Below are 23,863 nucleotides of genomic sequence, written 5' to 3'. Positions count from 1 at the left end.
ATATATAAACCCATGTAGACGGTATTGTTTTAAAAAAAATCAAACGGGTAAACACTGTCATGCTATTGCTTTTCATTATCTACATCGCTTTTATTAGTTTGGGTCTACCTGATGCGGTACTTGGCTCATCGTGGCCAGTTATGAAAAACGACTTAAATGCCTCACTGGAATTTGCCGGTGTTATTTCTCTCATTATCAGTGCTGGTACTGTGATCTCTAGCCTTTTTGTGACGAAAGCAATTCATTATTTTGGAATAGGAAAAGTTGTTGCGTTAAGTGTCTTACTGACAGCGGTGGCACTACTTGGCTTTAGTATGTCCAACATGGCATGGGCGCTTGTGTTCTTGGCTATTCCATTAGGTGTTGGGGCGGGCGCTGTGGATGCTGCATTGAACAACTTTGTTGCATTACATTATAAAGCCAAGCATATGAATTATCTGCATTCATTCTGGGGTGTTGGTGCGACCGCTGGTCCACTTCTAATGGCGAATTATTTGGCCCTCAAAGAAGGTTGGCGTGATGGCTACATGACCATTGCGGTCGTGCAATTATTACTGGTCATTTTATTATTTGCTTCCCTTCCACTGTGGAGGCAGTTTGTTACTCGCTCGGTAAAAAGGGATGAGACAAGTACTCCGTTAGTGACAAATACTTCCGCACTAAAAATAAAAGGAGTATCGCTGCAATTAGCCATGTTCTTTAGTTATTGTTCCATAGAAACGAGCACTGGATTGTGGGCTGCGAGTTACCTAACGACAGAGCGAAATATTTTGCCAGTTGATGCCGCTTTTTGGGTAGCAATGTACTATTTAGGTATTACAGCAGGGCGCTTTGCCTGTGGAGTGATCGCAGAAAAAGTGGCAGAAGAAACCCTTATCCGCTCAGGCGTTGTCATTATTTTGTTCGGCTGCATCTTGCTTGCTCTACCATTTTCAGATGAGTTGGCAAAAATAGGCTTGATATTCATTGGGTTAGGTTGTGCGCCAATCTTTCCGAACACCATTCAAATGACTCCGAAACGTTTTGGCTCATCGGCATCGCAAGCCATTATTGGTTTATCCATGGCGACGGCTTATATCGGCATCATGGTCGTACCGCCAATACTTGGCGCCACAGCAAAGGTATTCACTTTTGCTTCGTTCCCCATGATATTGCTGTTACTGGCTGCCATCATATTACTGACCACCGAACGATTAAGGCGTTATAGCAACACCTCCTTACGTTAACAACTAAGAGAGAGATCATGATGAGCACCGAGAGTAGGCAAAGCATTCAGCGACAACAGACAATACTGCTGTTGTTAGCATTGGATGGAAAAGTATTCTCTGAAACGCTAAAGCATCGATTTAATGTGTCGGATAACATCATTTTCAACGACATGATTTATCTAGAAAAAGCAGGCTTGTTAAAACGTATTGAAGCTGGGGCAATTGTTGTAGAAGAGTATTCGGAGACAGAAAAAATAGTTGTTAATGATGGGGGCTTTGTGCTTTGTTAAAAAATTTTGAAGAAAGTCGTCGAGCGATCAGAAAATAAAACATTAATCGATCACTTTGGCTACAAGATAGAGGTATGGTATCTATTCAAAAAATAGACTTCATGACCAATCCTTTACAAAAAACTGAAAGATAATTATTATGCTGTTTGAACTTTGATTACATTTTTCAGTGTTTATTACAGAAAAATTTATATGCTAGGGAAGGCATAAAACTCCTCATTCTATTTACGTGTTTTTGATTTTATCCCGTGCACAAGTTTTAGTTATTTAAAATAGCTTATTAGTTGTTATGAATAAACTTCTTCTATTTTTTCGATAAACTCTATCTTATGTAATTTTGGTTTTGATTAGTCATTATAATATATGGAGTAAATAATGAAGAAGTGTATGGTTTTAGCTACTGTAACTAGTCTATTAGCTGGATGTGGAACAATAAATAACGCATTGGTTGAGAAGACAAAGTCAATTGAATACTATCGAATTTTTGATATTAAAACTGATGTAGATCGTTTTGTTGTTGCAGAAGCAGCTAGTGACGGGTTGGGGCGTAATGTTAATGATGCACAAGAGGCAACCCCAATTCCAACATCTACAGAATTACCTGAAAAAGCTGGTCGTTTCACTCTAGTTGAACCTTTTAAAGGTTCTAGCTTTGCTGCGTTAGCTGCTGCTAGTGGTCAGCTTAGTATGAAAGTAGCTACATGTGATGGTGCTGCTTGGACTGCAAAGGCTAATCGATCTATTACAGGTCAATCAGAACTTAATCTTACAGCCTGCTTATTTCAATACAAAGAGGGGTATCATTTAGATTTATATGCCACTTTTAGTAAAAAAGAGGGTGGCATTATGGAATTGAGCCGCAAAATGTCTAGTGCAATGGTTGGAACACCAGAGGAATGGACTGAAAAAACATTTTTAGATATTGTTCGTCAAATCCGCAAAGAAACTAACGCAGAAATTAATTATATTGAAGGTTATCCAAAGCTTCAAGGAACACCATGGATAGATAGTGATAATTCTTTAGCTACTGCTAATTAAATTTTACTTCAAAGTTAATAGTGAAAAGTTCATCACTATTAACTTTGCCATAAAGTAAACATCTTGCTAAAGATCAATCTCAAACAAGCCGACTAATGCGCCTCACATTGCTGATAACAACTCGGTTTCCTCGGACAGACGGCGCCGCGTGAGCAAATCAGTCGAGCGTCGTTGTCTATGCCGCGTTCTACCCAATTGATATTGAGAATTTTCGCCACACTCATTAGGTCTTTTTTGATGCTTCTCGGGATCTGTGAAGAACCGCCTTTGGTGACGCACGCTTCCCGTAAATCGGCTGCAATGGATAGGGCGTCTTTGCCTTGGGCATCAATGGCAGGATTCAAATCGATGCCGGAGCAAAGTACGTGATTGTTGCCTGCAAGATCTTGTACTTTGATCGATTCGCAAGCGTAAATCCGCGGCTCGTCGCCGACATTAAGAATCGATATTTGTGCAGAAGTGCCCGTGCTTGGTTCGCTTATTTTGCGAAACACAGACCAGTGCTGACAAGGATCTTCCACCATACTCATATTGCCCCAAGGCAGTGGAATGCCATTACCACGATACACGGCTTTAAGTTTGCCCGGAGCGTAGGCATCAAAATAATGCCAATGCGGATAAGGCGATGCTGCCGTCATACGGCGCATGGTGACGGATTCAGAAACACCCGCTAGTTGTGCGGTATTAATTTCGTAGCCATTACGATCTAGCATTTGTCGAAATGGAACTTTTGGGCAAAGCAGTGCGCCCGCAAAAAAGCTACATTCGAAGTCCCGCCATGCGTACAAAATATCCTGAGCATCCATCCCCGATGATTGCAGTTTCGCGTTCTGCGCTTGTAAGGGCGAGATCTCATTTCGTCCTGTGACCAAGACGTTTTTCATGCCGTCTTTGTCGTGTAAAACCGTGTGACCAATATGCACCGCGAGATTGTATTTCAACCGTTGTGGCTGGGCCTTCATGATTTGGTTGATGTAGATTGTACTTGGCGGATCAAAGAAAGAAGTCACCACATGGCTTTCACTGATGCCCATTTCTTGTAAAACCGCTAACGGAGTTTTTCTAAACCACTTGATCTGCAAACCCATTTGCTTGGTGATGGCGACAATCTCATCAAGGCTTAATGGTAAGCGCTTGAGTCCTACTTCTTCGGCGGCTCGCTCTAAATCTGGGAAATGATTTTGATGATGCTCTTGGTGGGCGCGAATCAACAAATGAGCAAATTGACGACCGCTGGTGCCAGTTTGGGAAAGCATCTCAGGAATGGCGATTTGTAGTATTTCTTTCGAGAACAAAAAGTTTGGCTCTAACGCCATACCATTAATGCCACCGCCAGACCCTTTTGTTGGAGTAATGGCTTCTTCTTCCGGAATATCATCTAAAAACCATTCGACATCTTTTTGAAAAACGCTGGCGATGACTTCCAATACGTCTTCACTGGGGATGCGTTTCCCCCTTTCTATCATGGATAAATAAGACACTGATGGGGCAGATTCTGCGTCTACTTTTATGCATCGCGCCGACAGGTCTTCCATCGTCAAACGGTTGCGTTTACGCAGGTTGCGGATCTTAGTACCCAAAAAATGGGCTTTGCGATTGAGGCTATTTTTATTTTTCATTTTTGTAAAATTTACACTGTGTAATTCTTATTGTGAAATTTTATCTTAGTAGGGCATAGACTATAAATCAAGCAATCGTAAGAGAGATCAAACGAATTGCTAACCCTAAGAATCAGATAGATATAAGAAAGAAGGAAAGCGAGATGAATATGCCCCAAGCTAAAAATAACAGTGTGATTCATCCAGGGTTTTGCAACTTCATCAATGAAGAAGTGCTGCCACTTCACGCTATCGAACCGACAACATTTTGGCGCGACCTTGAACAGTTAGTTGCTGACTTGTCACCGATTAATCGCCAACTATTGGCCACTCGCGATGCGATGCAACAACAGATTGATCAATGGCATCTCGCTCGAAAAGGCCAAGCCATGGACATAAAGGCTTATGAAGCCTTCTTGCGTGAGATTGGTTATTTGGTCACAGAAGGCGAAGATTTCACCATCACCACGACGAATGTCGATGAGGAAATCGCTCACTTGGCAGGACCTCAATTAGTTGTGCCAGTAAAGAACGCTCGCTTTGCATTGAATGCCGCCAATGCACGTTGGGGCAGTTTGTACGACGCTTTTTACGGTACAGATGTCATTGCGAAAACAGCAGGACTAGAAACAGCTGTTTTACACAATAAAGGCTACAACCCAGCTCGTGGCGAAGCGGTGATTGCCAAAGCTAAAGAATTTTTGGATGACGTGTTTCCGCTGGAGTCTGGTTCTCATAAAGATGTGATCAGCTACGTGGTTTATTACCACCATTTATTGGCTTTTTTCCAAGATGGCAGTCAAACCGGTTTACAGCAGCCTTGTCAGCTGGTGGCAGTAAACGGTCAGCGCAGTGAACCAGAGGCCATTTTGCTAAAAAACAATGGCTTGCACGTAGAGATCCAATTTGATCGTAACGGTAAAAACGGTGCGAAAGACCCAGCCAATATCAACGACATTCTTATTGAATCGGCATTGAGCACCATTATTGATTGCGAAGACTCTGTGGCAGCCGTTGATGCGGAAGACAAAATTGAAGTGTATCGCAATTGGTTAGGACTGATGCAAGGCACGCTAGAAGCCAGCTTTAGCAAAGATGGGCAAACGCAAACGCGTCGCATGAACCCTGACCGTATTTTTACGGATTTGGACAATCAGGAATACCGTCTACATGGTCGTTCTTTATTGTTGGTACGCAACGTGGGTCACTTGATGGAATGTGACTTGATGCAAGACGAGCTAGGTAACTTTGTACCGGAAGGCATCATGGATGCGGTAGTGACAACCTTGATTGGCGCGCTGGATTTGCAACGCTCAGAAGGTATGACTCGAAACCGAATGCGTAATAGTCGCACTGGCAGCATTTATATCGTCAAGCCAAAGATGCACGGACCAGAAGAAGTGGCGTTTAGCTGTGAGTTATTTAGTCGAGTAGAACAGATGCTTGGTTTGCCAGAAAACACCATCAAGATTGGCATTATGGACGAAGAACGTCGTACTACCTTGAACCTGAAAGAGTGCATTCGTCAGGCGAAATCACGAGTGTTCTTTATCAATACTGGCTTTCTAGATCGTACTGGCGATGAGATTCACACCAGTATGCAAGCAGGGCCATTTTTGCCAAAAGATCAGATTAAAACTCAGCCTTGGATTCAAGCCTACGAAAACCGCAACGTAAACATAGGTTTGCAATGTGGTTTACAGGGCAAAGCACAAATTGGCAAGGGAATGTGGGCGATGCCGGATGAAATGGCGGCGATGATGACAGCCAAAATTGCGCATCCAAAAGCCGGCGCAAATACGGCTTGGGTGCCTTCGCCAACGGCGGCGACATTGCATGCTTTGCATTATCACCAAGTGAATGTGTTTGAAGTACAAGAACGTATTAAACGCCGTCCGCAAGCGAGCCTAACGGATTTACTTACCATCCCGACAATTCCAAGCAATTTGACCTTGTCGGACCAAGTGATTGAGCGAGAAATCGAAAACAATGTTCAGGGTTTGCTGGGTTATGTAGTGCGCTGGGTTGAAGCGGGCGTTGGTTGTTCGAAAGTGCCTGATATTAACAATGTGGGCTTGATGGAAGATCGTGCCACCTTGCGGATTTCCAGCCAGCATTTGGCTAACTGGTTACTGCATGGACTTTGCGATAAAGAACAGATTGATGACGTGATGCAGCGTATGGCGCTGGTGGTAGATGAACAGAATAAAACCACAGAAGGTTACCAACCTATGTCGTCAAACTTATTAACCAGTTACGCCTATAAAGCGGCGCAGGATTTGATTTTCAAAGGCGTGATTCAGGCAAATGGTTATACCGAACCTTTGCTACATGCATACCGAGTTAAAGCGAAAGCTGAGAATTGATTTTTATTAATGAATTTATCTTAAACAACCTAAAGAGCGAGAAATACTATGCATACTTACAAGAATAAAACGCAACAAGCTAGCCAAACGATTCACTCACAAGGCCCAACTTGGGCGGCGATGAATCCAGAATCTGTGGTTAGAATGCAATTGCAAAACCGTTTCAATACGGGGTTAGATATCGCGAAATACACAGCTAAAATTATGCGTGAAGACATGGCGAGCTACGACAAAGACCCAGCAAATTACACTCAGTCTTTAGGTTGCTGGCACGGTTTTATCGGCCAACAAAAAATGATTTCTATTAAGAAGCATTTTGGCACGACCCGTAGCCGTTACTTATACTTGTCAGGCTGGATGGTCGCGGCGATGCGTTCTGAATTTGGTCCATTGCCAGATCAATCTATGCATGAAAAAACTTCGGTGCCAGCTTTGATCGAAGAGCTATACACCTTTTTGAAACAAGCAGATGCCCGTGAGTTACAGCATTTATTCAAAGAGATGGACGAAGCGAGAGAAGCGGGCGATCAAGTTCGCGAGCAAGCGACACAGCAAAAAATCGATAATTTTGAAACTCATATTGTGCCAATTATTGCTGATATTGATGCTGGCTTTGGTAACGAAGAAGCGACCTATTTGCTAGCGAAGAAAATGATCGAAGCGGGCGCTTGCTGTATCCAGATTGAAAACCAAGTGTCTGATGCTAAGCAATGTGGTCACCAAGATGGCAAGGTAACCGTGCCGCATGAAGACTTCCTAGCGAAAATTAATGCTGTACGTTACGCCTTTTTAGAATTGGGTGTAGATGATGGTGTGATCGTAGCGCGTACAGATTCTTTGGGTGCGGGTTTAACGCAAAAGATCCCAGTATCACAAACGGCTGGCGACTTGGCGGAACAATACAATGCCTTTATTGATGGCGAAGAAGTGACGTCACTGGAGCAAATGAAGTCTGGTGATATGGCGATCAAACTGGGTGAGCGTTTGATTAAGCCAACTCGTTTAGCCAATGGTTTGGTGCGCTTTAAGCCGAATACAGGTGAAGATCGTGTGGTGCTGGATTGTATTACGTCTTTGCAAAATGGCGCGGATCTATTGTGGATCGAAACCGAAAAACCACACATCGGTCAAATTGCTGCCATTGTGAATCGTATTCGTGACGTTATGCCAAACGCGAAATTGGTTTACAACAACAGTCCATCTTTTAACTGGACGTTGAACTTCCGTCAGCAAGTGTTTGATGCTTGGTTGGCTGAAGGTAAAGATGTGAGCCAATACCAACGTGAGAAACTGATGTCACAAGATTACGATGGTAGTGTGTTGGCAGACGAAGCGGATGAACGTATTCGTTGCTTCCAAAAAGATGCAGCGGCACAAGCTGGGATTTTTCACCATCTGATTACCTTGCCGACGTACCATACAGCTGCCTTGTCTACGGACAATTTAGCGAAAGACTACTTCGGTGAACTTGGCATGTTGGGCTACGTGAGAGAAGTACAGCGTAAAGAAATTCGCCAAGGTTTAGCCTGCGTGAAACACCAAGATATGTCTGGTTCTAATATTGGTGATGATCACAAAGAGTACTTCTCAGGTGAGCAGGCACTGAAAGCGTCAGGTAAAGATAACACCATGAATCAATTCGCGGTTTGATTAGCTAAATAACAATCCGGTTGTATTGATAAGGTCAGCAGTCTTCCCCCTGCTGGCCTTTTTTTGTTTGGTTTTCAATAGTACTTAAATGCACTATTATGGATAAATCAGTCAATGGAAGCTGATGCACCTTAAACTATTAATGGGCATTTAATCTGAGAACGCTATTGAATAATTCACGCTATACGTTGGGTGATCAACAACTCAATGATATTAGCTTAAAGGATTTAGCTAGACGCTCTAGATATGGCGGAGTATTTTATTTATTAGCATTCTGGGCTGCTGCTTTTAGCTCTACAACAGCTCGTGAACACATAGACATTATTGGTGTTTTTTCAGGCTGTTTTTTACTGTTGCAGATTTATCGTTTAGTGTTATTTTTAAAAGTCTCTTCATCTAATGATATTGATATCTCCACGTGCTTTCCTCGTTATGCTTTTATCTACAATTCATCCGCTATTGTGTGGGTAAGTGGTTCTGCTTGGCTTTTTTACGTTAACCCGACTATCGATTTAGCCGTGACAGTAAATGTTATGGCCGCAGCTGGTATTAGTATAGGAGGTGTCACTGTATTAGCGCCTTCGTATAAAATAATGCGCAGTTATTTCGTATTAATTTGTTTTCCTTTTGCTTTAGCGGCTGGGTTGCTGCTAAACGAGCCAGGTAACTTGATTGTTGCGGCTTTAATTGTTGGTTATGGCCTGTTTATTTTTATTACTGGAAAACAGCAAAATCGTGTTTACTGGCAGGCACTTAATGATAATTTAAAACTTTCAGAACAGGCGGAAGAGCTAGAAAAGGCGAAAGTTGAAGCCGAGCGTGCAGGGCAAGCAAAAGCCGATTTTTTAGCGGCAATGACACATGAAATACGTACACCAATGAATGGGGTATTGGGGATGGCCCAATTGCTATCTATGGGTGACCTTAATGAACTGCAACAACAGCAAGTTACAGTAATCAATAATGCTGGCCGAACATTGATGCACATTATTAATAATATTCTAGATTACTCCAAGATTAATGCAGAACAGTTGGAATTAGAGAAAATTCCATTTAGTTCACGCAATATCATCAATGAAGTGATGTTATTGCTTTCTCCTCAGTTTGATAAAAAGCCAATAAAGCTAACTTGTGCTATCGATGATATTCCAGAATTAGTACGAGGTGACCCTTATCGGCTTCATCAAATCCTCTATAACCTTGTTGGGAATGCGTTTAAATTTACTGATGCAGGTGAAATATCTATTGAGGTTTCTTGTAAGGAAAGTGATGAAAAAAACACTGTCATTTTATCTTTTGCCATTAGAGACTCAGGCATTGGTATATCTCCTGAAAACCAGCAGAAAATTTTTGAACAGTTTTATCAGGTTAGTCATTTTAATCCCAATATCCGAGGTACTGGGTTGGGGTTAAGCATTACTAAACGTTTAGTGGACCTCATGGGTGGGACTATGTCGGTTGAGAGCATCGTTGGTACAGGAAGTGTGTTCACCGTAACTCTGCCATTCATACTTCCTAGTGAAGATGTATTGAATCAACCTTTATTAGAGTCTACAGATAAATTCGAAATAAGTGATGTGCAACGGCCACTGCATATTTTGTTGGCCGAAGATAATAAAGTAAATCAAATGATCTGCGAGCAATTTTTCTTAAAGTTGGGATGTTCTGTAGATTTGGCTGAAACAGGTGTAATGGCGCTGGAGAAATTTAATAGCTCCCAGCGTTACGATATTATTTTTATGGATTGTAATATGCCTGAAATGGATGGTTTTTTAGCCACAGTTGCTATTAGACAGATTGAGAAAGATAAAGGCTTTAATCAAACACCGATAATTGCTCTGACTGCTCATGTAGAGGAGAGTGTAAAACGGAAATGTCTTGAATCAGGAATGAACACTTTTTTAAGTAAACCTTTTTTGTTTGAAGACTTAGAGTCCATAGTTAACAAAGTACGGATGGGAACGATAAAATAACTACCGATCTTAAAGGCTGATAGTAAAGGTTAACTGTTTGCTTTTTATTGAGTGTTTTATTCTTAAAACGCTCGCCTTACTGTTCGTTGGTAAGCGATTTAGCATGAGCCAGTGATATTTAACGGAGTATCTGTGTGAAAGTAGTAAATCAAAGAATAAAACTGTTGGTCATTGCCATAGTTTTGATGAATTTAACAGCATGCTCGTTATTTTCGAATAATGGTTATCACGGTGGTGATCATCGTGGTGGTGGTCCTACAGGGCCACTGACTGGATCTGCCAGTGCCGCTAAAGTTGAAAAGGGGGGGGCTGGTAAAAATGCAGTCAACGAAGACGATGAAATCTACACTGGAGGAGATCATCGTGGTGGTGGTCCGACAGGAGCATTGAGTCAATAAGCCGTATTAAGCTATATCAAAAATAGTAACCTCAGCCCGAGTCATTGATAGCCAATGCTCGGGCTTTTTTATGCCTATTCATCAAACCGTCATGGCAAGTCTTTATCTTTAAGTCAGAATCATAAAATGCACTGATGTGTAATTTCACTAAAGGGGTAAAAAAATGACAAGTAAGGTCTGGTTGGCAAGTTTGGTTTCTGTTGGTGTTTTATCGGGTTGCGCGAATAATTTAGTAACGGCACCGACGTCTAGTTTTGTAGATAACTTCCCAAAGCAAGGTAGTGAGTTACCGTATTCCGTATTGCGTGATGATCTGATTGATAGTAAAACGAATCAGCCATTTGAAATTCGAAATGGTGGTTTTGGTTCTGCCATGACAGCGAACCCTAATCAAGCTAACCAGTTTTATGCTCTAACTGACCGTGGGCCGAATGCTGATTACAGTGGTGAATATGGTAAAGGTAAGAGCTTCCCTGTGGCGTCTTATACTCCACGTATCGGTTTGTTTGAAGTTTCTGCTGATGGCAAGGTTTCGATGGTAAAAAGTATTTTACTGAAACGCCCAGAAGGTAGTTTGATTTCCGGTTTGCCGAATACGTCGGCGTTAGGTGGTACAGGGGAAACGCCTTATCATTCAAATGGTCAACCTGTTTTAATGAATGATAATAAGCCTTATGACAAAGCAACCAACGCAATTAAATTAGACGATTACGGTTTAGATGGTGAAGGTTTAGTCGCTCTTAAAGACGGAACTTTTTGGGTGAGTGATGAATATGGTCCACATATTGTCCACTTTGACAGTAATGGTGTTGAGATTGGTCGTATTAATGCCTTTAAAGATGACAGCCGTGATATTTATCACCTGCCTGCCGTATTTCAGCATCGTCGTGCTAACCGAGGTATGGAAGGTTTAGCCATCACACCAGATGAAACTAGCTTAGTAGGTATGATGCAATCGACGCTGCAGAACCCTGATAAAGCTGCACAAAAATCGGATTTGACTCGTATTGTGACAGTGAATTTAATCACAGGTAAAACTGAACAGTATTTGTATCGCCAAGAACAAAATGAAAACTCTAATTCTGAAATATCTACTTTAACAGCTAATAAGTTTTTGGTTATCGAGCGAGATGGTGCTTTTCTTTTCGGAGGTCCAGATGGTGAACCGAAAGCTAAGCCGAATGCTCAAAAGCATGTTTATCGTATTGACTTAAGCACAGGAACGTCGCTTTCTAATGTCGCTTTGTCCTCTTCTATTACTCGTGATGAGAGCCATGGGTTAATGATTGATGGCTTAACGTTAGAGCAGTTCACTATTAAAAATGGCTGGGAAGCGTTAGCAGAAAAGGGAATTAAACCAGTTAACAAAACATTAGTGGTAGATATGGTGAAAGCCGTTGCTTATCCGCACGATAAAATGGAAGGTTTGTGGGTGATTGATGGACATCATCTTGGTGTGCTGAACGATGATGATTTTGCTACTTGGTCGACCAAAGGCAAACTAGAACAAAAGCACCTTGATAAAAACACTATTGATTCGAATCGACTCTATATTATTAAAGCGGATTTAATGGGTAAGTAACTACTTTTCCCATTTAAATATTCTTTTAAAAAAGGAATGCCAAAAGGTATTCCTTTTTTATTGATATTTCGTAAACAACTATTCTTGTATGGTTTTTATTTTTGAGTTGAATTTTTTGGCCTCATTTATAATAAAATCTGAAAACAGTTTTACATGACTAGGTTGGGCTCTGTTTTTCAAGCTCACTAAATAAATCTCCCTTTCTAAATCGACATCTTCAAAAGGCACAATAGCAATATTTTGATGCTTAAATTGAAATAACGTTAAACCGCTGGTAATGCCAATACCATAGTTAGCAGAAATAAGCCCCATCATGGTCGTGAGTTGTTGCACTTCTAAAGAGTACTTAATTTGTTTTCCTTGGCTTTCAAATAGCTTGTCTGTGTATTGGCGGATGCTTGTACGTTGACTAAAGCCAATAAATGGATATTTGTAAAGATCGCTGAGTTTTACTTTTTTATTTTGTGCTAGCGGGTGATTGACGTGACAGAGCAAATAAAATTTATCTGAAAATAAGTAATGGGAATCAAAAATATTAGTCGCGGGTTGGCTGGCAGTGAGCGCCAAATCTGCTTGGCTATTTACAATGGATTTGAGGCATTGATTCCATTGAGTATCATTTAATTTTATTTGGGTCTGTGGGTGCATCGTGCTGTATTGGGCTAGTATTTCAGGTAGCCATTCTACCGCGAGCGATGGTAGTACGCTCAATGTTAGTGTGCCATCTTTTCCTGAAGCTCGAGCTTCAATTTCATTGATGGCTTCATCGTAATCTAGGATGAGGCGGCGTGCGATTTCGATAAAATGAATACCATTAGCGTTTAACTCTACCTTACGTGTATCTCTATCAAATAAACGGTAACCGATTTCATCTTCAAGACTGGCAATTAAGGTACTAAAAGCTGGCTGTGAAAGATTAAAGCGCTTGGCCGCTTGAGTAAAGCTATCATGGTCACTTAGCGCTAAAAATGCACGTAACTGTTTTATAGATAAATTCATTATTTTTCTTTTTTATGCGTTTAGGTTGATTCTCATTAAATCATTTTTATTCAAAACGATACTAACCATCTAAGTTGTAAGCGTCAAATTATGGCGATGTGACGGTGTAATATTTTTTAATTTTATTTGAATTTAATATATACCTATTTGATTTTTAAATATGTTTTTGTTTTTTTAATTTGAATATCCATTAAGCTCATTTGTTTTTTCGATTGGAGTTTTTTACTTGTTTAATGGTAGAAATAAAGCCTGATTATGTTCGCTTTCATCTTTGAAAGCAGTCACATTGCTTCAAATATAATAATAAGGAGTTGCTCAATGTTGGCATTCTGGGGTTTCTGCACCATAGCGGTGTTATTGACGCTTATCATGACCAAACGTATGTCGGTCGTTGTGGCCTTAGTTTTGGTTCCTATCGTGTTTGGATTATTGGCGGGTTTAAGTTCTGAATTAGGTGGTTATATTTTAGACGGGCTGAAAAGCGTGGCACCTACCGGAATTATGCTGACATTCGCTATTTTGTATTTTTCTGTGATGAATGATGCTGGGATGTTTGATCCAATGATTAAAGGGATCATTAAATTTGGCGGACAAGATCCAATCAAAATCGCGGTTGGTACTGCGCTGATTGCCATGTTAGCGCATTTGGATGGTTCTGGTGCATCTACTTTTTTAGTTTGTATTCCTGCCATGATACCTATTTATGATCGATTAGGAATGGATCGTAAAGTGCTTGCCTGTATTGCTGCATTAGGGGCTGGCACGATGAATATTGTGCCTTGGGGTGGCCCAACATTACGAGCTTCTTCCTCATTAGGTATCGATATCTCTGAGCTATTCAACCCAATTATACCTGCGCTTGGAGCAGGGGTATTAACTGTTCTTGCTGTGTCTTTTTGGTTGGGTAAAAAAGAAAAAGTGCGTTTGACAAATGCCGGCACGTTGGGGAGTGGTTCATCGTTTGTTGGTATTGATGATAGCGAAGATGAGGACAAAGCTAACCTAAAACGTCCTAAGTTATTTCTGTTTAATTTATTACTTACAGTAGGTGCTTTGACGGCACTGGTTACGAAAAGTGTGCCTTTACCGGCTGTATTTGTTATTGCTTTACCTATTGCCTTGTTGGTGAATTACCCGAATGTAAAGTTACAACAAGCTCGTATTACGGCCCATGGTCACGCAGCTATTTTGATGATTTCAATTATTTTTGCCGCGGGCGTGTTTACTGGCATCCTCAAGGGATCAGGCATGATTAAAGCATTGGCAACTTCATTGGTGGGTATTGTTCCAGAAAGTCTAGGTGCACATTTTCCTCTTTTGACTGCTATTACATCTATGCCTGCAAGTCTGTTGTTTGACCCTGATTCATATTACTTCGGAGTGTTGCCTGTTTTAGCGCATGCGGCTGAAGCTTTAGGAGCAAGTGGTATTGAAGTAGCTCGCGGTGCTTTACTCGGTCAAATGACAACGGGTTTTCCAGTGAGTCCTTTGACTGCATCAACTTTCTTATTGGTTGGGTTAGCGGGTGTTGATCTTGCTGATCACCAAAAGAAGACCATTCCATTAGCGTTTTTAGTGACTATGGTGATGACTTTAGTTGCTGTGATTACGGGTGCATTAAGTATTTAAGCCGAAGGGGATTTATCATTATTATTTGGTGATATTTCCCTTCTGTAGTGCACTTATACTGGCGCTTTTCTAATAATTTATTGGATCAAATAAGAGCATGAAAAAAATCAGAATTGGTTCTGGCGCAGGTTACGCAGGTGATCGAATAGAGCCAGCGGTAGAGTTGGCTCAAAAAGGTCAATTAGATTATTTAGTATTTGAATGTCTTGCTGAGCGAACCATCGCCATAGGTCAAAAGCAAAAAAAGCAGAACTCGAGCAAAGGTTACAACGAATTGTTAGAAGCTCGAATGAGAGCCGTACTGCTAAGCTGTTATAAGAACAAGGTGCGGATTATTACTAATATGGGTGCTGCTAATCCTATTGCAGCTGGACATGTGGTAATGAGTGTTGCTAAGGAGTTGGGCTTAAAGTCATTTAAAGTGGCGGTGGTCACTGGTGACGATGTGTTGCCTGAACTGCAGAGATTGGATTTAAAGCTGATCGAGGCGAATGTCGCTTTATCTCAAAGTGGCAAAGATATCTTATCGGCTAATGCTTATATGGGGATTGAAGGCTTAGTTGAAGCATTGGAAAGCGGAGCCAATATGGTGATTGCAGGTCGAGTTGCTGACCCTTCTTTGTTTCTTGCTCCTATGGTGCATGAGTTTGGTTGGTCCCGAGATGATTGGAGGAAATTGGGAAAAGGTACGTGCATAGGTCATTTGCTTGAGTGTGCAGGCCAAATAACTGGCGGGTATTTTGCTGATCCTGGTGTTAAGGATGTGATGAATTTGGCTCGTCTTGGTTTTCCTCTTGCTGAGGTCGATGAGTCTGGTGATGCGATTATCACCAAAGTCGAAGGTTCTGGTGGTGTGGTTTGTGAAGCCACTTGCAAAGAGCAGCTGTTGTATGAAATCCACCGACCAGATCAGTATTTTACTCCTGATGTTGTTGCAGATTTCTCAAATGTCACTTTTCAACAAGAAGCTGAGAATCGTGTTGCTGTAAAAGGCGCAAGTGGTTTGCCTAGAACAGATACATTGAAGGTGTCTGTAGGGTATAACGATGGCTTTATTGGCGAAGGTGAAATTTCGTATGCAGGACCAAATGCTGTTGCACGGGGGCGGTTGGCTTTAGATATCGTGAAGGCGCGTTTTTCGGTGTGTGGATTTATACCATTAGAAGCACGCTATGATTTAGTTGGCGTGAATGCATTACATGGTGAAACAAGATCAGCTCAAAATGAACCTTATGAAATTCGTGCTCGTGTAGCGGTTCGTTGCTCAACATTAGAAGAAGCTATATCGGTAGGTAATGAAGTTGAAACTTTATACACCAATGGACCTGCGGGTGGCGGTGGTGTTATGAAGTCTGCGAAAGAAGTACTAGCTATGGATTCTAGTTTGATTCCCCGATCTCAGGTTCACGCTATGATTACAATTTTAGAGGGTTAAGCAATGAAATTACGTGACATCGCTCATTCCCGTACAGGTGATAAGGGCAATATCTCAAACATCTCTCTTATTGTTTATGACATTAATGATTATGTGCTGATTAAAGACGCTGTGACGGCAGAGAAAGTACAAAATTGGTTTGGTGATATTGTCTCTGGTGAAGTTGTGCGCTACGAACTACCGGCTATCGGTGCATTAAATTTTGTTATGTATGAAGCGTTAGGTGGTGGTGTTACTCGCTCTTTGGCTCTCGATATACATGGTAAGGGTCTCAGCTCAGCTTTGTTAGATTTTGATATTTAGCTGTTTTTTAAGCCTGCCACAAAAATTGATGACAGGCTTTTTATCTTTATACTCTCTTCTTGTACCAGTCTTGATATTTCTCCTTTCTATTTATTTTTAATCTGATGCCTGATTAATAACTGTATTAACGTCAAAAATTCAGTACATTATAAGAGAGCTATCGTTCCTTGTATTCTTCTAGTTATGGCGTTTGTCCTAAGAAAGATTATATGAATTTAGAATCGTTATTTTCCGTTGCTCCCTATAATTGGAGCTCGATTGCTACTGCTATTTTTTGTGGCGTTATTGTTGGCTTAGAGCGACAACTGAGAGGTAAGCCCGTAGGAATCAGAACCTCAGCGTTAATCGTATTGGGGACTTATGTGTTTATTGCATCGTCGATGTTTGTTGCTGCTGAGACTACAGATCCATCGCGAATCATAGGTCAGGTGATTACGGGGATTGGCTTTCTGGGGGCTGGAGTTATGTTGTCTAAAGATGGTGCGGTTATTGGTGTTACCTCGGCTGCGACGATTTGGACTCTGGCCGCAATCGGTGTGTGCATTGCTATTATTGGCTCTTATGTGGCGATAAAGCTGTCTTTTATCGTAGTCGCTATATTATATGGTGTCGATATTCTTGAAGAATATTCGTCGGCTTTTACGCGGGGGGTACATTCTAAATACAGTCGGTGGCGCAAGAGAGATTAAATAATACTTAAGACAATATTGGAGGTGGAGATGGTTTCAGGTTATCGAGTTAGTAGTCATCGTGAAGAAATGGATTTTGATGCCATTCATACTTATATATCAAGCACTTATTGGGCGGAAGGCATCCCTAAAGAAACGTTTAAAAAGGCCTTAGATAATTCGTTGTGCTTTGGTGTGTTTTCGTCTGAAGGTAAGCAAGTTGGTTTTGCTCGAATGATAACGGATCAGGCAACTTTTGCGTACTTGGCCGATGTTTTTATTGATGAAGCTCATCGTGGTAAAGGGTTGTCAAAATGGCTCATGCAAGAAGTCCATGACCACCCATCGCTACAGGGATTACGAAGAATCTTGTTGGCAACCCGAGATGCGCATAGCTTGTATCAACAGTTTGGCTATACACCATTAAGTTCACCATCAACCTTTATGCAAAAATGGCAGCCTGACATTTATAAGGGATAGTTTACTCAGATAGTTCTACACAATTACGTCCTTTATCTTTACCTCTGTAGAGTGCTTTGTCTGCGCGTTTTATCATTTTTAGAGCGTTATCATTATCTTGATGGCGCTCAGTTAGTCCTTGTGTGATCGTGAGTGCAAGGCTAAATTTACTGAATTTTTGTTTTTCTATTGTCGTTTTCAATTTATCCGCTATGACGGCTGCATCATGTTTTGCTGTGTTTGGTAAGATAATGATGAACTCTTCTCCTCCAAATCGGGCAATAATGTCGTTTTTTCTTATTGCTTGTGAGAGGGTGTTAGCTATTTCTATTAGACATACATCACCAATATCATGACCATACATGTCGTTTATTTTTTTAAAGTAGTCAATATCAATGAGAATAAGGCTTAAAGGCAAATTAGCCGTGTTTGCATTGTCTAACTCTGTACTAAAATGAAGGTTTAAGCCTCTTCTATTGAATAATCCTGTTAAGGGGTCTTGGATATTTTCATTTTTCAGCTGTTGTGTAAGTTCAGCGTACCTTTTTAAAAAGAAGCGGCCAAAGACGCCACTAAAAATAATGGAAATTGTTAACCAAAAACCTCGATCGATTGATTTTTGTTGAGAGTGAATCTCCCCTGTTAAATCGGTAATGTGCTGACTAAAAATGGTCGCTAATATGACGCCTAGGGCAAGTATGATCGTAATAATTAATGATTCGCGGTAACCCCCAATTAGAGCTGCAAAAATAGGGCATAAGGGTAAAATACAGGCTGCCTGACTATTGACTCCTCCCGAGAGTGCTAATGTGGGAAGAAGGATGATAACGGCGGTACATAGAGAAAGAATAATCTCTAGTTTGGGTAGAATATAGAAGCGAACAATTACATATAGCGCTGTGACTATTACTAAGTCTAGTAAAATGATTACTGTAAATTGAATTGGCAGATCAACAATTAAAGGTCGAAATATCAGAGCAAAAAAAATGGTAATAATAGACAGCTCAATTATTCTTAAAGTGAGCTTATGATTTAGGTCTACTTGAGTGTTATTTGGCATAATCTTGTGCCATTGTCCTTTTTAGATACAAATAATGAGTATTAAAGATTCATACTAATCAATCGCTAGTTGTATTTTATAGCGATATGCTTGTTCGATTTTTCAATTTTAGCCTTCGTCTTGTCTCTTTTTTGTGATGAAAAAAGACAAAATCTAGCAAGTGATTTCTAAGTAAAGTAAACCAAGCAAATAAAAGACAACTATATGCTAGATTTGTTCTCTATGTTGTTATGTGTTGTAAGGAGTGTTAAATGAAAGTAAGAAATCGTTTTATTGCGTTTGGTGCTTTGTGGTGTGGTTTTGTTACTTTACCAGCTATGGCTGCCACATTTGAAGTGCCACGGTCTTTTGAGATCATGTATGTCGATCTTGAAAGCGCAGGTCATTTTGGTAATGATTTTAAAGTAGATATTGATGAAGGTCAGCATCAGATAGTTGTGCGTTTTAACAAGTTGTTGCGAAGCGGTGGTGATACACAAAAATATCAATCTGAACCAATTGTTTTGGATTTACAGTTTGAAAAGAATACCTATTTTACGCTGAAAGCACCTTATATATCGACTCAAAAGCAGGCCGAGGCCAATGCCAAAGACCCACAATTTACGATTTATGATAACGTAAATGGTCAAGATGTTGACTACAAACAACAAAGCTTGAAAACTAAATCTGGACTTCAGAACACCCGTGATTTTGTTACAGAAATTGAGCGACTAACCGCCAAAAATTCACCGAGCAATACTAACTCTGGTTCTGGTTCTGGTTCTGGTCCAGTACCTGCTCCTGTTATTATGACAGAAGACGTTGCGTTAGAAATGATGCAATTTTGGTATAATCAATCCGACGAAGTGACTCGTAAAGATGCGCGTATCTGGATAGCAGATGATATGTATAAGCCAACAGTTGCTAATATCCAGCTGGAAATGTTTCAATTTTGGTTCAATAAAGCAGACAAAGAAGCGAAAAAAGCCTTACAGGTTTGGCTTGTTGAATAGCACATGTACTTTAATAAATTAAAAAAGCGCCCAATGAAAATCTGGGCGTTTTTTTGATCTATCGTATTTTAGTTAAGTGTCGGTTTGTGCTTTGGCGTACTTTTGGTTGAATTTATCGTTTACCCAAAGTGCCAATAATATAACCCCGCCACCAATGGCTAGACGTAAAATATCGGCATCTCTGTTCCAAAAAATCACATTGACGACAATTCCAGCAGGTATTAAAAGGTTATTAGCAACAGCAAGAGTGCCAATATCCACCATTGTAGCGCCCTTATTCCAAGCAAAATAACCTAAGCCAGAAGCAACTATGCCAAGATAAGTCAAAATTGACCATTGAAGCGTTGTTGTTGGTAGTTTATCTGGATTTCCTAATGCTAAGAAACAAGGAATAACAACGGCCAAGGCTCCAAGGAAAAACCAGCCAAATACCGTACGTTGTGATAGATCTGGGCGTTCCTTTGCAATAATACGTTTATAACCAACTTGTCCTGAAGCAAAGCAAATGTTAGCACCTTGAACGATTAACAATCCTTTAATAAACCCTTCGTCTACTCCTTGGTAGCGAATGGCAACAGCTCCAAGAATGGCTAAGATTGCACTAATGGCAAAGCCTATATTAAGACGGCGATCTAGCATGTCATTAATTAGAGTGACATATAGTGGTGTCATAACTGTAAATAGTAAAACCTCAGGAACGGATAAATATAGGAAGGATTGATAATAAAACCCATACATAATGCCAAGCTGTAGAGCGCCGCATACCATTAATTTAAAAGCGATTTTTGCTTCAATCTGACGTAGTTTTAAGAAGGGCAAAAAAACCACAGTTGCAAGTGTTACACGCATTAAAACAGAGAACCAGGCGTCGACCTGACCGGCAAGATACACCCCAATCAAGCTAAACGAAAAAGCCCAAAGTAAGGTCACTGCAATTAGTATTGGCATATTGGTTTATTCCAGATGAAAATTTTCGCAAAGTTTACCGATTTATAGGTGAATGGTAAAATAGTTTACTTTATTATTTTCTTTGGTTTACTAGTGTGTGCAGTCTGATCTTTTATCGGACGGGTCTTTTTATCTGCAAGATTGAGTGAAAAGTGATTTGATTTAGGTAGTTGATCTTTTGTTGACCTACCTAGGGTATTGTCGACATTGTCCTTTGAGTTACCGCAAAACCTTGATCTAGATTAATAATTTTATTTTTCATCCTGTTACCTTTTTTGTCACAGACATTTTATTGATCAAAAAAGGAATCTTATTATGAAAGCTCTACTTCCTGTCGCTCTTGTTTCTGCGCTTTGCTCATCAGTTGCATTGGCTCATAATGCAGGGGATGTTTTTGCTCGTGCAGGCCTTGCAGTAGTGATGCCAAACGAAAGCAGTGATGATGTATTGAATAAAGGTGAATTGGAGCTTGATAGCGATACTCAAGTTGGCGTTACTCTTACCTACATGCTGACAGATCAGTTTGGTGTTGAGTTGCTAGCTGCTTCGCCTTTTACTCATAAGGTATCGACTAAAGGTTTAGGTGAAGTGGCTGAAGTATCGCATTTACCACCTTCTTTAATGGCGCAATATTATTTTGGTCAGGCAAATAGCAAAATCCGTCCTTATATTGGCGCTGGCTTGAATTATACTATTTTCTTTGATGAAAAAGGTAAAGGTGCATTGGCTGGTACTGATGTGAGTCTTGATAACTCTTTTGGTCTAGCTGCTCAAGTAGGTGTTGATGTCAATTTTGCTGAAAACTGGTTTGCTAACGCGTCTCTCTGGTACATGGATATTAATACTGATGTGCATACAACAGTAGGAACCTTTAACGCTGATATTGATCCTATTACCTTCATGGCAAGTGTTGGTTATACTTTCTAATAACGAGTATTTAAGAAAAGCAAAGGCTTTGATTTTTTGAATCAAAGCCTTTTTTCGTTGTGTTGTTTTATAGGACTGGGGTAGGCTTTTCATTTTTACATAGCTATTTTGTCTCTCTTGGAAAAACGATGTTATTAGATTTTTTATCCGAACTTGAACACCGTTGCAGTGTATTTTTGCAAGCTCAAGGGCATGCGGATTCTGCTCATGATTTGAACCATATTTCCCGAGTGGTAAAAGTAGCAAAACAACTTGCGATTGAAGAGGGAGCAGACTTGGCTGTTGTGGTTCCTGCTGCTTGGCTGCATGATTGCGTTTCTTTGCCTAAAAACCATCCAGAGCGTCATTTAGCCTCTACATTGGCAGGAGATAGAGCTATTAACTTCTTGGCCTCAATTCATTATCCAAGCGAATATTATGGTGCGATACATCATGCTATTCGCGCTCATAGTTTTAGTGCCAATATCTCGCCAGAAACTCCTGAAGCTAAAATAGTACAAGATGCTGATCGGTTAGATGCATTGGGTGCAATCGGTATTGCTCGATGTATGCAAGTAAGTGGAGCACTAAATCGTCCTTTATATTCCCTTAATGACCCGTTTTGCGAAATACGAGAGCCTGATGATACGTTTTATTCTATAGACCATTTTTATAACAAGTTGTTTCATATTGCAGATAGCTTGAATACGCCTTCAGCGCGGTTGGAGGGCAAAAGACGAGAAAGAGTAATGCGTATATTTTTAGGTGATCTAGCATTAGAGGTTTAATTTAAACCTCTTCTACACTTTGTCATTAATAGCGTGCAAATTTGTTAGCATTTTTGCGCCAATTTCTAAGAATTTCTTCAGTTCTTCATCACTAACATCTGCTCTCATTTCTTTTAGAACCGCTTTGTCTGCTTTTGCTAATTGTTGATAAAATCCTAAGCCTTTCTCGGTTAATAGAAGAAACTGACTACGTTTATCATGTGGATTCTGGGTCTTAATAACAAGCTCTTGGTTCACTACTTCTTGAACCAATCGAGTGACTTGGCCTTTGTCTCTTTCGGTTATATCTGCAAGATAATTTGCCGTGCAGTTCTCTGTCTCATGGATATGTTTCAGAATCATAAAATATAAAGGAGAGAGTGGTAATCCTTTTTCTTTCATGATGTTTTTCATTGAAGCTTTTAATCCACCGATTGTATTTATGAGAAGAGTTTGTAGTTCTGACTCGTAATGCTGCATAGAAAATTCCAATGTAGTTGACTATGTCAACATAATTTAATATAGTTGACTTTGTCAATTTAATTTACCGTATTAACCTTATCATTCACTGCGAGCAGATCTATGTCAAAGAAAGTTCAAAAAATTGCTATTATCGTTAGTTTTGTTATTGCTATAGGAGGTTCTTTAACCCTACTAATGACTTGGAAGAATATTGGTTTTACTGATGGCTTTATGGGGGCTTGGCTTTCCTCTTTTGCATTGTGTGTTTTGTGTATTGCACCAATCGGTGGTGTGATTTCTGTTGTGACGAATAGTCTTGTCAATAAAGTGTTTTATACTTTGTCTATGACACAAAAAAATATTGTTTTCGGATTTGTCATGGCGGTGATAATGGAATCCATTATGGCTATTGTAACGACAATAAATTTGCATGGTTTTCTTGTTCTAGATAAGTTTATTGATCTGTGGGGGGCGACTTTTATTTCTGCGTTACCTGCAGGTCTGGTTATTTCTATTTTAATGTCGCTTGTTATTAAGCCAAAGCTGGCTGTGTTTTGGGCTAAAGCTTGAATGGCTTCTTGATATGAAAACCATTAGAAACAGAAGCTTAGCTAAGAGTTCATCTCATCATAGCCATCGTCCGTTATGATTTTCATGACGTCAATAATACTCAGTGGCTGATTAAGCAAAAAGCAGATAGCAGTTGCCCTGTTCTATACCGACTGTCGCTTTTTTGAGGTGGCTTCCCTGGCATGGGCCGGTAATACATGTACCGTCTAGTGGAGAGAAAAGAGCGCCATGATGATGACATTTTAAATAATCACCTTCCTCATCTAACGCAGGATCAGAAGACCAATTAAGTTGCTTTTTTTGATGAGGGCATAAGTTTTCATAAGCAAGAATTTGACCTTGTTGCTTAGTTACTAAAAAGTTATATTTTTCTACTGTTATGTTTAATGCTTTGCCTTCAGGAAGGTTTTGCGCATCAGGGATAAGGTATTTATTAAACACGTGATTACCGCACTTTTTTATAATGAATGTTGTTTACTTCAGTAGAATTGACGCTTTCCATAATCATGCGAACTAGAGTGAGAACAAAAATCCTCACATTTTAGTGGTGTTTTCTTTCAAT

23 protein-coding genes are annotated in these 23,863 nt (G+C 40.3%); 17 read left to right on the top strand and 6 right to left on the bottom strand.

Annotation, left to right across the window (positions count from 1 at the left end; translation table 11 throughout):
* Nucleotides 1-59 precede the first annotated feature (59 nt).
* The 3 genes from CCS02_RS14050 (at nucleotide 60) to CCS02_RS14040 (ending at nucleotide 2,536) form a co-directional block, all read left to right on the top strand.
* Nucleotides 60-1,226: an MFS transporter gene (locus CCS02_RS14050; protein WP_100636900.1), complete on the top strand. Its 1,167-nt coding sequence runs from the start codon at nucleotides 60-62 to the stop codon at nucleotides 1,224-1,226.
* 17 nt (nucleotides 1,227-1,243) lie between these two features.
* Nucleotides 1,244-1,498 carry a DeoR family transcriptional regulator gene (locus CCS02_RS14045; protein WP_100636899.1) on the top strand — a complete coding sequence of 85 codons (255 nt, stop codon included), beginning with the start codon at nucleotides 1,244-1,246 and terminating at the stop codon, nucleotides 1,496-1,498.
* 375 nt (nucleotides 1,499-1,873) lie between these two features.
* A complete protein-coding gene (locus CCS02_RS14040; RefSeq protein ID WP_100636898.1) occupies nucleotides 1,874-2,536 on the top strand; it encodes a hypothetical protein in 663 nt (220 codons plus the stop codon).
* Nucleotides 2,537-2,628: 92 nt separating this feature from the next.
* On the opposite strand, the gene CCS02_RS14035 is transcribed toward CCS02_RS14040, so the two are convergent.
* Complete coding sequence (locus CCS02_RS14035) at nucleotides 2,629-4,155, bottom strand: DUF3612 domain-containing protein (RefSeq protein WP_100636897.1); 1,527 nt, start codon at nucleotides 4,153-4,155, stop codon at nucleotides 2,629-2,631.
* 143 nt (nucleotides 4,156-4,298) lie between these two features.
* Between CCS02_RS14035 and CCS02_RS14030 the strand changes: the two genes are divergently transcribed.
* From CCS02_RS14030 to CCS02_RS14010, 5 genes are all read left to right on the top strand, one after another.
* Nucleotides 4,299-6,500 (top strand): malate synthase G, encoded by a 2,202-nt coding sequence (locus CCS02_RS14030; RefSeq protein WP_100636896.1) that lies wholly within the window; start codon nucleotides 4,299-4,301, stop codon nucleotides 6,498-6,500.
* Nucleotides 6,501-6,548: 48 nt separating this feature from the next.
* Nucleotides 6,549-8,150 (top strand): isocitrate lyase, encoded by a 1,602-nt coding sequence (locus CCS02_RS14025; protein ID WP_072839586.1) that lies wholly within the window; start codon nucleotides 6,549-6,551, stop codon nucleotides 8,148-8,150.
* A 167-nt stretch (nucleotides 8,151-8,317) separates the two neighbouring features.
* The gene (locus CCS02_RS14020; RefSeq protein WP_100636895.1) at nucleotides 8,318-10,123 is read left to right on the top strand and encodes an ATP-binding protein; all 1,806 of its coding nucleotides are present in this window, start codon (nucleotides 8,318-8,320) and stop codon (nucleotides 10,121-10,123) included.
* A 134-nt stretch (nucleotides 10,124-10,257) separates the two neighbouring features.
* Complete coding sequence (locus tag CCS02_RS14015) at nucleotides 10,258-10,521, top strand: hypothetical protein (protein WP_100636894.1); 264 nt, start codon at nucleotides 10,258-10,260, stop codon at nucleotides 10,519-10,521.
* A 163-nt stretch (nucleotides 10,522-10,684) separates the two neighbouring features.
* Nucleotides 10,685-12,103, top strand: a complete 1,419-nt coding sequence (locus CCS02_RS14010) for an esterase-like activity of phytase family protein (protein WP_100636893.1) — start codon at nucleotides 10,685-10,687, stop codon at nucleotides 12,101-12,103.
* A gap of 78 nt (nucleotides 12,104-12,181) precedes the next feature.
* On the opposite strand, the gene CCS02_RS14005 is transcribed toward CCS02_RS14010, so the two are convergent.
* Nucleotides 12,182-13,102 carry a LysR family transcriptional regulator gene (locus CCS02_RS14005; RefSeq protein ID WP_100636892.1) on the bottom strand — a complete coding sequence of 307 codons (921 nt, stop codon included), beginning with the start codon at nucleotides 13,100-13,102 and terminating at the stop codon, nucleotides 12,182-12,184.
* A gap of 318 nt (nucleotides 13,103-13,420) precedes the next feature.
* On the opposite strand from CCS02_RS14005, the gene CCS02_RS14000 reads away from it, so the two are divergent.
* The 5 genes from CCS02_RS14000 to CCS02_RS13980 all read left to right on the top strand — a co-directional run bounded on the left by CCS02_RS14000 (nucleotide 13,421) and on the right by CCS02_RS13980 (nucleotide 17,617).
* Nucleotides 13,421-14,731, top strand: a complete 1,311-nt coding sequence (locus CCS02_RS14000) for a CitMHS family transporter (protein WP_072839592.1) — start codon at nucleotides 13,421-13,423, stop codon at nucleotides 14,729-14,731.
* A gap of 97 nt (nucleotides 14,732-14,828) precedes the next feature.
* A complete protein-coding gene (locus tag CCS02_RS13995; RefSeq protein WP_100636891.1) occupies nucleotides 14,829-16,166 on the top strand; it encodes an acyclic terpene utilization AtuA family protein in 1,338 nt (445 codons plus the stop codon).
* 3 nt (nucleotides 16,167-16,169) lie between these two features.
* The gene (locus CCS02_RS13990; protein ID WP_072839594.1) at nucleotides 16,170-16,469 is read left to right on the top strand and encodes an AtuA-related protein; all 300 of its coding nucleotides are present in this window, start codon (nucleotides 16,170-16,172) and stop codon (nucleotides 16,467-16,469) included.
* Nucleotides 16,470-16,678: 209 nt separating this feature from the next.
* The gene (locus CCS02_RS13985) at nucleotides 16,679-17,158 is read left to right on the top strand and encodes an MgtC/SapB family protein (RefSeq protein ID WP_072839595.1); all 480 of its coding nucleotides are present in this window, start codon (nucleotides 16,679-16,681) and stop codon (nucleotides 17,156-17,158) included.
* A 30-nt stretch (nucleotides 17,159-17,188) separates the two neighbouring features.
* Entirely contained in the window at nucleotides 17,189-17,617 is a 429-nt protein-coding gene (locus CCS02_RS13980) for a GNAT family N-acetyltransferase (protein WP_072839596.1), read from the top strand.
* A gap of 1 nt (nucleotide 17,618) precedes the next feature.
* Here CCS02_RS13980 and CCS02_RS13975 read toward each other — a convergent pair whose 3' ends face one another.
* A complete protein-coding gene (locus CCS02_RS13975; protein WP_100185987.1) occupies nucleotides 17,619-18,656 on the bottom strand; it encodes a GGDEF domain-containing protein in 1,038 nt (345 codons plus the stop codon).
* Nucleotides 18,657-18,907: 251 nt separating this feature from the next.
* Between CCS02_RS13975 and CCS02_RS13970 the strand changes: the two genes are divergently transcribed.
* Nucleotides 18,908-19,648 (top strand): YccT family protein, encoded by a 741-nt coding sequence (locus CCS02_RS13970; protein ID WP_100636890.1) that lies wholly within the window; start codon nucleotides 18,908-18,910, stop codon nucleotides 19,646-19,648.
* A 72-nt stretch (nucleotides 19,649-19,720) separates the two neighbouring features.
* Here the strand turns inward: CCS02_RS13970 and CCS02_RS13965 are convergent, their stop codons facing one another.
* Nucleotides 19,721-20,596 carry a carboxylate/amino acid/amine transporter gene (locus CCS02_RS13965; protein ID WP_100185989.1) on the bottom strand — a complete coding sequence of 292 codons (876 nt, stop codon included), beginning with the start codon at nucleotides 20,594-20,596 and terminating at the stop codon, nucleotides 19,721-19,723.
* Nucleotides 20,597-20,911: 315 nt separating this feature from the next.
* Here CCS02_RS13965 and CCS02_RS13960 point away from each other — a divergent pair, with 315 nt between their 5' ends.
* Complete coding sequence (locus tag CCS02_RS13960) at nucleotides 20,912-21,523, top strand: OmpW family outer membrane protein (protein WP_100185990.1); 612 nt, start codon at nucleotides 20,912-20,914, stop codon at nucleotides 21,521-21,523.
* 128 nt (nucleotides 21,524-21,651) lie between these two features.
* Nucleotides 21,652-22,290, top strand: a complete 639-nt coding sequence (locus tag CCS02_RS13955; protein ID WP_100185991.1) for an HD domain-containing protein — start codon at nucleotides 21,652-21,654, stop codon at nucleotides 22,288-22,290.
* 12 nt (nucleotides 22,291-22,302) lie between these two features.
* Here the strand turns inward: CCS02_RS13955 and CCS02_RS13950 are convergent, their stop codons facing one another.
* The gene (locus CCS02_RS13950; protein ID WP_072839602.1) at nucleotides 22,303-22,749 is read right to left on the bottom strand and encodes a MarR family winged helix-turn-helix transcriptional regulator; all 447 of its coding nucleotides are present in this window, start codon (nucleotides 22,747-22,749) and stop codon (nucleotides 22,303-22,305) included.
* A 102-nt stretch (nucleotides 22,750-22,851) separates the two neighbouring features.
* Between CCS02_RS13950 and CCS02_RS13945 the strand changes: the two genes are divergently transcribed.
* Nucleotides 22,852-23,301 carry a DUF2798 domain-containing protein gene (locus CCS02_RS13945; protein ID WP_100636889.1) on the top strand — a complete coding sequence of 150 codons (450 nt, stop codon included), beginning with the start codon at nucleotides 22,852-22,854 and terminating at the stop codon, nucleotides 23,299-23,301.
* Nucleotides 23,302-23,412: 111 nt separating this feature from the next.
* Here CCS02_RS13945 and CCS02_RS13940 read toward each other — a convergent pair whose 3' ends face one another.
* Nucleotides 23,413-23,742 (bottom strand): Rieske (2Fe-2S) protein, encoded by a 330-nt coding sequence (locus CCS02_RS13940; protein WP_072839604.1) that lies wholly within the window; start codon nucleotides 23,740-23,742, stop codon nucleotides 23,413-23,415.
* Nucleotides 23,743-23,863 lie beyond the last annotated feature (121 nt).

This window comes from Marinomonas sp. ef1 (assembly GCF_002806845.1).
GTDB lineage: Bacteria > Pseudomonadota > Gammaproteobacteria > Pseudomonadales > Marinomonadaceae > Marinomonas > Marinomonas polaris.
Note: the sequence above shows the minus strand (reverse complement) of the source record. Positions and strands in the feature narration are given on the sequence as shown.